This window comes from Hephaestia caeni, assembly GCF_003550065.1.
In the GTDB taxonomy this organism is placed as follows: Bacteria; Pseudomonadota; Alphaproteobacteria; order Sphingomonadales; family Sphingomonadaceae; genus Sphingomonas; species Sphingomonas caeni_A.
This window is the reverse complement of the sequence record NZ_QXDC01000002.1, coordinates 1,202,714-1,215,687: the sequence shown is the minus strand read 5'-3', so window position 1 is coordinate 1,215,687 and position 12,974 is coordinate 1,202,714. Positions and strand designations below refer to the sequence as shown.

The window sequence follows — 12,974 nt, the reverse complement described above, 5'->3', positions numbered from 1 at the left end:
GCTATGCACGGTTTTCCCATTCTCTCGATCATGCTGGCGATCCCCGCGGTCGCCGCGCTGATCTGCCTGTTCCTCGATGCCAAAGGCGCACGCTGGCTTGCGTTGGGGGCGACGCTGCTCGATCTCGCGCTGGGCGCGGTGCTGTGGGCCAATTTCGATATCGGCGGCGCGCGGTGGCAGTTCCAGGAAAGCCACGCATTGTTCGGCGGTTTCGGGTGGATGCTCGGGATCGACGGCTTCGCGCTGATGCTGATCATGCTGTCGGTGTTCCTGATGCCGATCTGCATCGGCGCGAGCTGGCGCGCGATCACCGAGCGCGTGCCCGAATATATGGCGGCGTTCCTCGCGACCGAATTGCTGATGATCGGCACCTTCGCGGCGCAGGATCTGTTCCTGTTCTACATCTTCTTCGAAGGCGGCCTGATCCCGATGTATCTCATCATCGGCGTGTGGGGCGGCGCGAACCGCGTTTATGCGGCGTATAAATTCTTCCTCTACACCCTGCTCGGATCGGTGCTGATGCTGATCGCGATGCTGTGGATGAGCAACGAGGCCGGCACCACCTACATCCCCGCGCTGATGGCCTATGATTTCCCGATGCCCGCGCAGACCTGGCTGTGGCTTGCGTTCTTCGCGTCGTTCGCGGTCAAGATGCCGATGTGGCCGATCCACACCTGGCTGCCCGACGCGCACGTCCAGGCGCCGACCGCGGGTTCGGTGATCCTGGCGGGTGTGCTGCTCAAGCTCGGCGGCTATGGGTTCCTGCGCTTTTCGGTGCCGATGTTTCCGCAGGCGTCGGCCGATCTTACCTGGCTGATCTTCGGCCTGTCGGCGGTGGCGGTGATCTACACCTCGCTGGTCGCCCTGGTGCAGCAGGACATGAAGAAGCTGATCGCTTATTCCTCGGTCGCGCACATGGCGATCGTCACGATCGGGCTGTTCGCGTTCAATCAGCAGGGTATCGAGGGCGCGGTGATCGTGATGCTGAGCCACGGGCTCGTCTCGGCCGCGCTGTTCCTGTGCGTGGGCGTGATCTACGATCGGCTGCATACGCGTGAGATCAGCCGATATGGCGGGCTCGCGATCAACATGCCGCGCTATGCGACGCTGTTCCTGCTGTTCACGATGGCCTCGATCGGCCTGCCGGGCACGAGCGGCTTCGTCGGCGAGTTCCTGAGCTTGGCGGGCACCTACCAGCTTTCGACCTGGGCGGCGGCGCTGTGCACCACCGGCATCATCCTGGGCGCCGCCTATATGCTCTATCTCTATCGCCGGATCGCGTTCGGCGAGATCGTCCATGATGATGTGCGCGCGATGCCCGATCTGTCGACGCGCGAATTGTGGTTGCTCGCGCCGATCGCGGCGGTGGTGCTGTGGATGGGGGTGTATCCCGAGAGTTTCCTCGCTCCGATGCGGAACGACGCGGCGGCGCTTGTCGCGCGCGTGGCGCCGGCCGCCCCGGCAAGCGATTCGCAACCGACGGCGGGTCATGCGCCCGCACCTGCCGCGCACGGGGAGGCGCACTGATGAGCTACGCGACCATGCTCACGATCGCGCTGCCCGAAATCGTGCTTTCGCTCGGCGCGCTCGCGCTGATGCTCGCCGCCGCATGGGGCGGGCAAGCGGCGGCCCGACCCGTCTGCTGGGCGGCGCTGGTGGTGCTGATCGGCGCGGGGATCGCGCTCGCCGGCCCGTCATCGAGTGGGGTCGAGGCGTTCTACGGGCTCTATCGCGCCGATGCTTTCTCGGCTTATTCCAAGGTACTCATCTACGCTGCGGCGGGGATCGCGATCCTGATGGCGCCGCGCTTCTTCGAGCGTACCGGTGGCGACAATCTGCGCCCCGAATATCCGGTGCTGATCCTGCTGGCGGCGGTCGGCATGGGGATGATGGTATCGGCGGGCGATCTGCTCAGCCTCTATGTCGGGCTCGAATTGCAGAATCTCGCGCATTACGTGCTCGCGAGCTTCATGCGCCGCGACACGCGCTCGGCCGAAGCCGGCCTCAAATATTTCGTGCTGAGTTCGCTCGCGAGCGGCATCCTGCTCTACGGCATCTCGCTGATCTACGGTTTCAGCGGCACGACCGGGTTCGACGGCATCGCCGATGCCTTCGCCACCGCGAATTCGACCGGGCTTACCTTCGGGCTGGTGTTCGTGCTCGTCGGGCTGGCGTTCAAGATCGCCGCGGTGCCGTTCCACATGTGGACGCCCGACGTCTACGAAGGCGCGCCGACCCCGGTGACGGCCTATTTCGCCAGCGCCCCCAAGGTCGCGGCGATGGCGCTGATCGTCCGCGTCGCGGTCGAGGCGATGGGGCCGGTGACGATCGAGTGGCGCCAGATCGTGATCTTCGCGAGCTTGGCCTCGATCTTCTTCGGCTCGGTCGCGGCGATCAACCAGAAGAGCATCAAGCGGCTGCTCGCCTATTCGTCGATCAACAATATCGGCTTCGCGCTGGTCGGGCTCGCCGCGGGCACGCCCGAAGGCGTGTCGTCGGTGCTGGTCTATATGACCGTCTATATCGTCATGACGCTCGGCAGCTTCATGGTCGTCATCCGCATGCGTGACGAGGAAGGCCGCCAGATCGAGACGATCGCGAGCCTTTCAGGGATGTCGAAGACGCGCCCCGGCCTCGCGCTCGCGTTCATGGCGTTCATGTTCTCGCTTGCCGGAATCCCGCCGCTGTTCGGTTTCTATCCCAAGCTGGCGGTGTTCAACGCGGCGGTGGCGGCGGGGCTGTTCCCGCTGGCGGTGCTCGCAGTGGTGGGCTCGGTGATCGGCGCTTATTATTATATCCGGATCGTCAAGACGATGTATTTCGACGATCCCGCGCCCGCCTTCGCGGTCAGCGGCAGCACGGTCGAGAACGGGTTGATCGCAGCGACCGCGATCGCGATCTCGCCGGTCGCCTATCTCGCGATTCCCGCACTTACCGGCTGGTCGATGGCCGCCGCGCAGGCGCTGTTCTGACGGCGACGATCCGTACAATTGCCGAGACCGGCTCGACCAATGCCGATCTGATCGCGCTTGCCCGCGACGGCGCAGCCGAAGGGCTGTGGCTGCGGGCCGAGCGGCAGAGCGCAGGCCGTGGGCGACAGGGCCGTGCATGGGCGTCGCCGGCGGGAAATCTGTACGCGAGCACGATCGTGCGGCTGCGTCCGACCGATCCGCCCGCGGCGACGCTGGCGCTGGTCGCCGCGGTGGCGGTGGAGGAGACGGTCCGGCTGTTCCTCGACGGCGAACTGGCGTTGAAATGGCCCAACGACCTGCTGCTGGGCGGCGCCAAGCTCGCGGGGATTCTGCTCGAGCGCGCCGATGATGCCGTCGTGATCGGCTTCGGCGTCAATCTGGCACACCATCCGCAGGATGTGGATCGCCCGGCAACGAGCCTGGCGGCACATGGGGCGGCGCCCGAGCCTGCGCTTTTCCTCGAAACGCTCGCCGAGATTTTCGCGCGCTGGCTTGCGCGGTGGCGCGGCGAAGGGCTCGCCCCGGTGCGCGAGCGCTGGGCGGCGCGCGCGCATCCCCGCGGCACCGCGCTGACGGCGCGCTTGCCCGACGGCAGCGAGATCGACGGCCTGTTCGAACGGCTCGACGCCGACGGCGCACTCGTGCTGCGCTTGGCGGCGGGCACGATGCGTGTCATTCACGCAGGCGATGTGTTCCTGATCTGAAGGGTCATCCATGCTGCTCGCGGTCGATGCCGGCAACACCAATGTCGTCTTTGCGCTGATCAGCCCCGGATCGAATCCGGGGCAGGCGAGTACGATCGTCGCGCGCTGGCGGATCGCGACCGATCCGCGCCGCACCGCGGACGAATATGCGGTGTGGCTCAACCAGTTGCTTCAACTCGAAGGCTATCAGCGCAGCGACGTGCATGGGGTGATCATCGCCACGGTCGTGCCCAAGGCGCTCCACAATCTGACGGTGCTGGCGCAGAAATATTTCGGCGGCGATCCGCTGGTGGCCGGGGAGCCGCCGGTCGAATGGGGGATCGCGCTCGACGTCGAGGAGCCGCAATCGGTGGGCGCCGATCGCGCGCTTAACGTCATCGCGGCGCACGCGCACCATCCCGGCGACCTGATCATCGTCGATTTCGGCACTGCGACCACGTTCGACGTCGTCGATTATTCAGGGGCGTATAAAGGCGGGATCATCGCGCCGGGGATCAACCTGTCGCTCGATGCGCTGGTGACGGCGGCGGCCCGGCTGCCGCGCATCGCGATCGAAGCGCCGGCGAACGACAGCGTCATCGGGCGCGACACGGTGAGCCAGATGCAGATCGGCATCTATTGGGGCTATATCGCGATGATCGAAGGGTTGGTGGCGCGGCTCAAGGCCGAGGTGGGCCGCCCGGCCAAGGTGATCTCGACCGGCGGGCTGGCGGTGTTGTTCGAGCAACACACGGCCGTATTCGACGCGATCGAGCCCGACCTCACGATCCAGGGGCTGGCGATGCTGTGGGAACGCGCCCATATGCCTTGATCCGTCACCCCGGTTCATTGCCGGGGTCTCCTCGATTGTTGAAGTGCCGATCATGGCACGGGATCCCGGCCTCCGCCGGGATGACGAAGTTAGGAAATATTTTGATTCCAGGTAACGAACTCCTGTTTCTCGCGCTCGGCGGCTCGGGCGAAATCGGCATGAACGTCAATTGCTACGGCTGCCGCGGCCAGTGGTTGATGATCGATTGCGGCGTCACCTTCGCCGATCCGGATTATCCCGGCATCGACGTGATCCTGCCCGATCTCGGCTTCATCGAAGGCCAGCTCGACGGCTTGCAAGGCATCGTCATCACCCACGGGCACGAGGACCATATCGGGGCATTGCCCTATCTCGCGCTCGATCTCGGCGTGCCGATCTATGCGACGGCGTTCGCCGCCGGCCTGATCCGCGGCAAGCTGGAGGAAGAGGGAATCGAGCACGACGTGACGTTGCGCGTGATCGAGCCCGGCGAGCCGTTCGCGCTCGGCGTGTTCGACTGCACCTTCGTGCCCGTCTCGCACTCGATTCCCGAGGGCAATGCGCTTCTGATCGAGACGCCGTACGGTCGCGTCTTCCATACCGGCGACTGGAAGCTCGACGAGGCACCCGTGCTGGGCGCGCCCTCGACCGCCGAGGCGCTGGGTGCGATCGGCGACAAGGGCGTGCTCGCGCTGGTCTGCGATTCGACCAATGTATTCAACGCCGAAGCGTCGGGATCGGAAAGTTCGCTGCGCGCCGGGCTGCTCGATTGCGTCGCGAGCGCGCCGGGGCGCGTGCTGGTGACGACCTTCGCGTCGAACGCCGCGCGGCTGAAGACGCTGGGCGATGTCGCGCGTGAGACGGGGCGGACCTTGTGTGTCGCGGGCCGCTCGCTCGACCGCATCCTGCGCGTCGCGCGCCAGACCGGCTATCTGCGCGATTTTCCCGAGGTCGTCGATTTCGACAAGGCGATGCGTTTGCCGCGCAAGCAGGTAATGATCGTCGCGACCGGTGGGCAGGGCGAGCCGCGCGCCGCTTTGTCGCGCGTGTCCGAGGGCACGCACCCGATCCAGCTCGATGCGGGCGATCGCGTAGTCTTCTCGTCCAAGCAGATCCCCGGCAACGAAGTCGCGATCGGGCGGATCATGAACCGGCTTGCCGCGCGCGGGATCGAGATGATCACCGAGCGTCAGGCGCATATCCACGTCTCGGGCCATCCCGGCCGGCCGGAACTGGCGGCGATGTACGGCTGGATCAAGCCCGAGCTGCTGCTCCCCGTCCACGGCGAGATGCGTCACCTGATGGAACAGGCCCGTTATGGCCTGTCGCTCGGCATCCCGCGCGCGCTGGTGCAGACCGATGGCGATATCATTCGCCTCGCGCCCGGCGATCCCGAGAAGGTGGGGCACGCGGCCGTGGGGCGGCTGGTGCTCGACGGCGATGTGATCCTGCCCGCTGACGGCGGCACGATCAATGAACGGCGCAAGCTCGCGCTCAACGGTCATGTCTCGGTCGCGGTCGCCATCGCTCCCGGCGGGCGGCTGATCGGCACGCCCGATATCCGCCTTCAGGGTGTGCCGGTGGAGGAGGAGCGGGCGCCGTTCCTCGCCGAAGCGACCAAGGCCGCGGCCGAGGCGGCCACCGATGGCGGACGCGACCGCGAGCAGCTTCGCGAGAAGGTTCGGCTCGCGGTCCGCCGCGTCGCGACGCGATGGACCGGCAAGAAGCCGATCGTCGACGTGATGATCATCGAGGGCTGATCGCGATGCGCTGGACCTCGTTCGTCGCGATCTACTTCCTGATCTGGATGTTCTGCGTGTTCCTCGTATTGCCGTTCGAGGAACGACAGGGCTCAGGCCCCGAGGAGGATCGGGTCCGGGGGCAGGCGGACAGCGCGCCGGCGCAATTTCGTGCCGGCAGGGTGGCGCTGCGCGTCACGATCGTCGCGACGATCGTGTTCGCCCTGTTCGTGCTCAACTACGAATATGGCTGGGTGACGCCCGAGATGCTCGATCTGTTCGGGGGCATGACGCCGGTGCAACCCGCCGGGCCACGCTGACGCGTCAGGTTCGCAGCCGCTCGATCGCCTGCGCCAGCGCGACGTAGAGCTTGCCCATATCCGACGACAGCAAGGTCACGCCGAGCGGCGATCCGTCGCGCTCGGTCAGGATCGCGCGCAGCATCGCCTCGAAATCGTGGATGTAGCGGTTCACCTGTTCGCGGAAATCGGGATCGGCGTCGTAGACGGAGACGATCTCGCGCGCTTCGGTGGCGTCGAGCAGGCGCACCGCACGCCGCGTGAAGACGCCGCGATCGCCCTTCAGATACGCGGCCCAGGCGCTGTCGGATACCTCGTTCGAGAAGGTCTTGGCGATGTCGATCGAGTTCGAGTTGAGCGCCTCGATCAGCAGCGCGGCGCGGCGTGCGAAGCTGTTCTGTTCGGCTTCCTCGCGTTCGGCACGGGCATCGGTGATCTGCGCGTCGATCGCGGCGGTCGCGTCGGCGAGCGTCTTCATCTGTTCGGTCAGTCGATCGGAGGCGCGGCCCGCCGCCGCGACCGCGGCATCGGCGGCCTTGGTGATGCCCTTGACGTGGCGTTCGACCGTTGCGTCGGTCGCGCGCTTCATCGCCTCGGCGCTTGCGATCTCGAGCGATTGCGCCGCCTCGGGGATCACCGTTGCCAGCGTTTCGCGCGCACGCTCCGCCGCTGCGCTTGCGGTATCGCGGACGCGGATCAGCGCCTCGACCAGCCTGGGCGCCGATTCCTCGGCGAAATCGTTGGTGCGTCCGATCGTCTCGTCGAACATCTTGCCGAGCGAATCGGCCTTGGTCCGGCCCGCATCGAGCGTTTCGATCAGCTTCGCGGACAATTGGTCCACCGTCGTGCGCTGGCCCTGGATGACCTGCGCAATCGCCTCGATCGCGTCGTGCGTGCTCTCGGCCGCGGTGACGAGCGCGAGCAATTCGGGCTTGGCGCCCGAGACGACACCGCGGCTCTCGCCGATCCGTGCGTCGAGCCGGGCAAGCGCCTCGGGCAAGGTCTCGTCGATTTCGCGTGCCGAGGCGTCGAGCGCGGTGAGCAGGTCTTCGGCGGTGCCGATCACGCGCCGTGCGGTATCCTCGCCGACCTGCAACGATTGCGCCATCGCGTCCGCCGAGCTGCCGAGCGCGCTGATCGATCCCGCGAGTTCCTGGTTGCGTGCGAGCCCGTCGCTATGGAGCGCGGCAAGCCGTGTTTCGATATGCCCGATGCCGTCGCCAAGGCCTCCGAGCAACGCCTCGCTCGTCGCCTGTTGGTCGCCGAGCCGCGCCGCGAGCCGATCGATCGTCGCCTCGATCTCCGCGATCCGCCCCGAGAGCGCGTCGACGCTGTCGCGGGTCACGCGGTCGAGGGCGGCCTGGTTGGTTTCCAGCATCGCGAGCATCGCTTCGCCCTGCGCGGCGATTCCCTTGCGCGCTTCATCGACGGCGCCCGCGGTGCGATCGAGCAATCCGTCGACCGCGCCCGACATCTCGCCGGTGACGCTTTCGAGCCGCGCGCCCGCGGTCTCGCTGGTCGCCTCCATCCGCGCGATGTGCGCGGCGAGTTTCTGTGCCGCGCCGCCCGCGACATTATCCGCCTCACGCCCGCGTTCGGCGAGCGCGGCGAGCTGCGCGTCGAGTGCTGCCGCCTGTTCGCCCGCGGCGAGCCCAAGTCCTTCGATCGTGGCCTTCATCTCGCGGGTTTCGTCATGCGCGCGCGGCAGCGAGGCGAACAGCACTTCGAGGCTTTTCTGCGCCGCGCCGGTCGATGTCTCGAGCTGGCGGCTGTGGAGGCTGACGCTCGCGATCTCTTGCTCGACATCGTCGCGCAGCGTGCCGAGCCGGCTCGCGACGCCGTCGCCCATCGCCATCAGCGTATCGATCTGTTCCGCCAGCCGTTCGCGATTGTCCTCGATCTGGCGCGACAGGATCGCCATCGTGCGCTCGAGGCTCGCGGCCTCGGCGCGCATCGCCTGCGCGGTATGGCCGAAACGCCGGGCTTCGGCGCGGCTCGTGCGCATGCCCAGCAGCCAGAGGATGCCGACCAGCGCGGGCGGAACGCACAGTGCCGCGAGGAACTGGACCAGTTCGATCGGCGCCGGCGGCGCGACGAAGATGCCGCGTGCAAGCCACATCATGCCGCCGAGCCACGCCAACACCGCGACGACCGCGATGCCCGCCCACAGCCTCGTCGATCCCGATCGGGGCTCGTGCTCGTCCTCGATCAGATAGGCGGGGTCGCCGTCGAGCACGGGCTCGATCGCGATCGCCTCGTCACCCTCGGGGGTGTCGATGGTGGTCAATTCTGCCTCCGCATCATCCCGATGCAGGCCAACGATATGCGTGCCCCCGGTCATGGCCTGTTGTTTACCACGAATCGGCCGGCGTCAAAGCCAATCGGGAAACCTTGCCTTAAACAAGTCACGGTAGAACGCAGACGATGGCCTATGATCCCGGAGCAATCGATGCGGCGCTGGCGGCGGCGGTGGGGGACGAACCCGCGCTGATCGCCGAATTGCGCGAGGCCTTTCTCGATAGCGCCAAACGCGCGCTCGGTGCGCTCGAAGTGGCGGTCGATGCCGAGGAATGGCGCATCGCGGCGTGGCGGATGAAAGGGCTCGCCGCGAGTTTCGGCGCGGTTCGCCTGATGGCGCTCGCCGAAGAGGGCGTCGCCGTGGCGCCGCGCGATCCCGCGTATCTGCGGCGCATCCGGCAGGCGGTGGCGCGGCTGTAATTTGTGCGGGCGCGCGCGCGACGCGCCCTTTGCCAATCACGCGCTGAGTCCGTAACAGCATCGGCCATGCTTGCTGGGCTGATCTTTGCGACCGACGACGCCGACGACCGGCCCGATAAACTCGCGGCCACGCTGCCGTTCGGCGGCGGGACGCTGCTCGAATATCAGGCACGGCTGCTGGTCGCGGCGGGGGCGGCACAATTGCTCGTCGCGGTCACCCGGCTGACGCCCGAACTGATCGGCGCGGTTAACCGGATCGGCGGGCGGATACCGGTCGATATCGTCCGCTCGGCGAGCGAGGCGGCGGAGAAGGTCCATCCGCTCGCGCGGATCATCGTCGTTGCCGACGGGCTGGTGAGCACCGGCGCGATCGTCGACATGCTGGCGGGTGAGGGCGACGATGCGTTGCTCGTCGTCAACGAGGCGGATGCCCTTCCTCATTTCGAGCGCGTCGATGCCGGCACCGCCTGGGCGGGGCTCGCGCGGATCGAGGCGCGGCGGCTCACCGATGTCGCGCGCTTCCCGAAGGATTACGATTTCCAGTCGACCTTGCTGCGGGTGATGGCGCAGGGCCGGACGCTTCGCATCGCACTGCCTCCCTCGGCAGCGCGTGAAGGGCACGGTATCCAGCGCGATTCACGGGCGCTTGCCGATCGCAGCCGCGCGGTGCTCTCCGCGATCGTCACCGCGCGACCGGGCTGGTTCGATCGCCTCGTGCTCGCCCCGCTTGCGCGGTGGACGCTGCCGGGGCTGGTTGCGCGGGCGGTTCCCAGTGCTGCGCTCGCAAGCGTCGGTGTGGTCGTCGCGCTTGCCGGGCTGGCCGGGCTCATGTTCGATTTGCCGGTGACGGGATTGGCGCTTGCCGAAGGCGGAATCGTCGCGATGGCGCTTGCCGCCGTGCTCGGCGCGCTGCGTGGCGAAGACCGGCTGGCGGCCGTGCAGGGGCGCGTGATCGGCGGCGTGGTGACGCTGGCGGCGCTGTTGCTGGGCCGCATGGCGAGCCTCGAAGCGATGACCGCGACCGGCTGGACGCTTGCGATCGGGCTCGTCGTCGCGGGGCTGCTTCTCGAGCGCGCCGCGCGCCGCCGGCGCAGCCTGTGGTGGGCGAGCCCGCCCGTCTATCCGATGATCCTGCTGGCGTTCACCGCGGCGGGTCATCCGCTGATCGGACTCGCGGTGGCAGCGGCGTATGCGGCGGTGTCGCTCGTCGGCGCGATCGAACGGCTCACCGCTGATTCTTAGTGCCGCTTTAACGACAATTCCGGTAGTTTTGATGCCATGTCGGTCGAACCCGATCCAGGCCGGGAAGCGCCCCCTCGCGCCGGTGCGCTGCTCGCGCGCGCGGAAAACGGGGGCGTGCGCGCCGGTCGCCGGCTCGCGAGTGTCGCGGCGGCGTTGCGCACGGCGGAGGAAGATCGGCTCGACGACCGCACCCGGGCGGGATTCGAGGCGTTGATCGAGTCCCTTTTTGGGACAATCCGCGCCGCGATCGTCCAGCAAGCCACGCGCACACTGATCGCCGACGGCCATGTCGATATCGTCGATATGCTGTCGGCCCCGCGCCGCGATGATCATCCCGGCGACGATGGCCTTGCTGCGATCGTGCTCGACGATCCGGCGGTGCTGCGTGAAATCGACGGCCGGGTGCGGCAGGATCTGTTGACCGACGCGCTCGTCGCGCACGAACGCGACGATCCCGAGCAACCGAGCCTGTTGCCCCGGCTCGCGGGCGAACGGGATCCGCTGATCGCAGGACCGGCGATGGCGATGCTGCTCGCGCTCAGCCGCCGCGCCGCCCCGCCGGCCGACGGGGCGCTCGCGCGGATCGATCTATCGGCCGAGGCCTATCATCGCTTCGTCTGGTACGTGGCCGCCGATCTGCGCGCCGCGTTCGTTAGCGCCGCTGGTATCTGCCCGGCGCCGCTCGATCGCGCGCTGACCGCCGCCGCCGAACGCAGCCTTGCCGGACACGACGAAGGCATCGGGCTCGAGCCGAGCGCGGTCAGGCTCGCGGCCGCCCTCGTATCCGCCGGGCGGGGCGGGGGGAGCACCGCGATCGAGGCGCTCGGTGATCGATTGCTGGCGCTGTTCATCGCGCTGGTCGCCGAAGATGTCGGGCTCGATTATGACGCCGCGCGCGACGCGGTGCTCGATCGCGACGGCGCGCGGCTGTGGCTGATGCTGCGCGCGATGGGGATGGACCGCGCGGCGATGGGGCGGGTCGCATTGGCGCTTGCGGCCGCCGATCACCACCGATCGATCGACGATCTCGCCGCCGATCTCGACGCTGCTGCGGCGATTCCTGCGGAGACGGCAAGCGCAGCCTTCGCCGATCAATGCCTTCCCGCCGCCTATCGACAGGCACGCGCCGCACTGGGAGAAGGGCGGTGAATGCGATCGATCGCGATCTGCCGCCGGTGCGGGGCAGGGTCGACCGCGCGGGGCGGCTGATCGAGGCCGATCGCCGGCTGGACGACCTCAACGAAGCGGCAGGCGGCGCGATCGGCGCGCCGCTCGCGATTCCCGCGCTGGCGGAATTGGCCCGGCTCGTGCGGCGGCTTGGGGTGCTCGTGTCGCGCAGGGTCGTGGTGGCCGACGGCCGCAGCGATCTTGAAACATGGGTTCGCGCCGAGCCGGACGGTGGCGATATCCGCCTGACGCTGACGGGCTGGCGCCAGCGCCCGGCGGCGACACCCCGCGCGGCATCGGCGGGGTTGCCAGCGCCCGTTACCAATGGCGGTTGGCGCTGGGAAACCGATGCCGCGTTGCGGCTGATCGCGCTGTCGCCCGAGGCCGGGCCGCGCGACGGCTTCCATCCCGCCGCCGTGCTCGGCCAGCCGCTCACGAGCCTGTTCGGCCTTGTCGAGGAGGCGGACGGCGCGCTGCCGCTGCTCGCCGCCCTCGCCGCCAGCCAACGTTTCGACGGCCAGCGCGCGACGGTGCGCCCGTCGGGCCGCCCGGTCGTACTGGCAGGGGCGCCACGTCGCGATCGGCTGGGCGCGTTCGGGGGTTTTGCGGGCACCGCGACCGATGCCGTCAACGAGGCGATGTGGCAGCCGACGGGTATGGACGTCTTCACGACCCGGCTCGGTGCCGCCTTGCGGGCGCCGCTCGGGCGCATCATCGCCAACGCGGACAGTATCAGCGCCGCGCCCGATGGGCCGGTGAACGAGACCTATGCGGGATACGCAGCGGACATCGCGACCGCCGGGCGCCATCTGCTCGGGCTGGTCGACGATCTCGTCGATATCGAAGCGGTCGAGCGCGTCGATTTCGCCGTGGCGTGCGAGCCGATCGACCTTGCCGATCTGGCACGCCGCGCCGCCGGCCTGCTCTCGGTACGCGCGAGCGCGGCCGAGGTGACGATTGAGCGGCCGGCCGCCTCGGCCAGGCTCGCCGCGACAGGTGAATTCCGCCGTGTGCTCCAGATCCTTGTCAATCTGATCGGCAATGCAGTGCGCTATGCGCCGCCGGGTTCGATGGTGACGGTGCGCGCCGAGCGTCGCGACGCCGTGGCCGAAGTCACGGTGATCGATCGCGGCAAGGGGCTCGCGCCCGAAGACCAGGCGCGCGTGTTCGAGAAGTTCGAGCGCGTCGATCCGTTGGAGCCGGGTGGCAACGGGCTCGGCCTCTACATCGCCCGCCGCCTCGCCCGCGCGATGGGGGGCGACGTTACTCTCGCAAGCGCGCCGGGCGAGGGCGCGCGCTTCACGCTGAGCCTGCCCGCGCGGGACTGAACATCTGGCCGCCTT

General features: G+C 68.2%; 11 protein-coding genes. 10 read left to right on the top strand and 1 reads right to left on the bottom strand.

Annotated elements, in window-relative coordinates; all coding sequences use genetic code 11:
- The first annotated feature begins 3 nt into the window (after positions 1 to 3).
- From DFR49_RS05700 to DFR49_RS05675, 6 genes are all read left to right on the top strand, one after another.
- A complete protein-coding gene (locus DFR49_RS05700) occupies positions 4 to 1,527 on the top strand; it encodes an NADH-quinone oxidoreductase subunit M (RefSeq protein WP_119034701.1) in 1,524 nt (507 codons plus the stop codon).
- Positions 1,527 to 2,972: an NADH-quinone oxidoreductase subunit NuoN gene (gene nuoN, locus DFR49_RS05695; RefSeq protein ID WP_119034700.1), complete on the top strand. Its 1,446-nt coding sequence runs from the start codon at positions 1,527 to 1,529 to the stop codon at positions 2,970 to 2,972. The genes DFR49_RS05700 and nuoN overlap by 1 nt, the downstream gene beginning before the upstream one ends.
- A gap of 8 nt (positions 2,973 to 2,980) precedes the next feature.
- Positions 2,981 to 3,676 carry a biotin--[acetyl-CoA-carboxylase] ligase gene (locus tag DFR49_RS05690; RefSeq protein ID WP_119034699.1) on the top strand — a complete coding sequence of 232 codons (696 nt, stop codon included), beginning with the start codon at positions 2,981 to 2,983 and terminating at the stop codon, positions 3,674 to 3,676.
- Positions 3,677 to 3,686: 10 nt separating this feature from the next.
- Entirely contained in the window at positions 3,687 to 4,487 is an 801-nt protein-coding gene (locus tag DFR49_RS05685; RefSeq protein WP_119034698.1) for a type III pantothenate kinase, read from the top strand.
- 80 nt (positions 4,488 to 4,567) lie between these two features.
- A complete protein-coding gene (locus DFR49_RS05680) occupies positions 4,568 to 6,226 on the top strand; it encodes a ribonuclease J (protein WP_119034697.1) in 1,659 nt (552 codons plus the stop codon).
- A gap of 5 nt (positions 6,227 to 6,231) precedes the next feature.
- Entirely contained in the window at positions 6,232 to 6,525 is a 294-nt protein-coding gene (locus DFR49_RS05675) for a DUF1467 family protein (RefSeq protein ID WP_119034696.1), read from the top strand.
- Positions 6,526 to 6,529: 4 nt separating this feature from the next.
- On the opposite strand, the gene DFR49_RS21880 is transcribed toward DFR49_RS05675, so the two are convergent.
- Positions 6,530 to 8,791 carry a coiled-coil domain-containing protein gene (locus DFR49_RS21880; RefSeq protein ID WP_170150930.1) on the bottom strand — a complete coding sequence of 754 codons (2,262 nt, stop codon included), beginning with the start codon at positions 8,789 to 8,791 and terminating at the stop codon, positions 6,530 to 6,532.
- Positions 8,792 to 8,928: 137 nt separating this feature from the next.
- Here DFR49_RS21880 and DFR49_RS05665 point away from each other — a divergent pair, with 137 nt between their 5' ends.
- The 4 genes from DFR49_RS05665 (at position 8,929) to DFR49_RS05650 (ending at position 12,959) form a co-directional block, all read left to right on the top strand.
- Complete coding sequence (locus tag DFR49_RS05665) at positions 8,929 to 9,222, top strand: Hpt domain-containing protein (RefSeq protein ID WP_119034695.1); 294 nt, start codon at positions 8,929 to 8,931, stop codon at positions 9,220 to 9,222.
- Between the two features lie 66 nt (positions 9,223 to 9,288).
- Complete coding sequence (locus DFR49_RS05660) at positions 9,289 to 10,464, top strand: hypothetical protein (protein WP_119034694.1); 1,176 nt, start codon at positions 9,289 to 9,291, stop codon at positions 10,462 to 10,464.
- 36 nt (positions 10,465 to 10,500) lie between these two features.
- Positions 10,501 to 11,613, top strand: a complete 1,113-nt coding sequence (locus DFR49_RS05655; RefSeq protein WP_119034693.1) for a DUF2336 domain-containing protein — start codon at positions 10,501 to 10,503, stop codon at positions 11,611 to 11,613.
- On the top strand, positions 11,610 to 12,959 hold the full coding sequence (locus DFR49_RS05650; RefSeq protein ID WP_245968256.1) for a sensor histidine kinase: 1,350 nt from the start codon (positions 11,610 to 11,612) through the stop codon (positions 12,957 to 12,959). The genes DFR49_RS05655 and DFR49_RS05650 overlap by 4 nt, the downstream gene beginning before the upstream one ends.
- Positions 12,960 to 12,974: the final 15 nt, after the last annotated feature.